Origin of the sequence: Falsihalocynthiibacter sp. BN13B15 (genome assembly GCF_041205415.1) — a bacterium.
Classification (GTDB): domain Bacteria; phylum Pseudomonadota; class Alphaproteobacteria; order Rhodobacterales; family Rhodobacteraceae; genus Falsihalocynthiibacter; species Falsihalocynthiibacter arcticus.
Genome location: NZ_JBGFCE010000125.1, coordinates 1 through 288, shown reverse-complemented (window position 1 = coordinate 288; position 288 = coordinate 1). Strand labels below are relative to the sequence as shown.

The window sequence follows — 288 nt, the reverse complement described above, 5'->3', positions numbered from 1 at the left end:
TGGCGCGCCCGAAAGGTCAATTCGGCTGTTGAGGGTCTTGAAATTCGCTAAGGGTGGCAATTCCCGGCGGGCCATCATCATTGCGGTTTTGATGACGCCGACAACGCCCGCACCCGCATCCATATGCCCGATATTGCCCTTCACAGAACCCAAAGAGCAGGTGACCTCCTCGCCCTCTAACCCGAAGGCTTGGCGCAATCCGCTAACTTCGATCGGGTCGCCCATCGGCGTGGCTGTGCCGTGACATTCAACGTAGGAAATCGTGTTTGGTGAGACGTCAGCATCCGC

Annotated in this window: 1 pseudogene; it reads right to left on the bottom strand. The window is 58.0% G+C overall.

Going from position 1 to position 288, the window contains the following annotated elements:
• Nucleotides 1-288: pseudogene (locus AB9F26_RS22485) on the bottom strand (hypothetical protein); the annotation flags it as partial.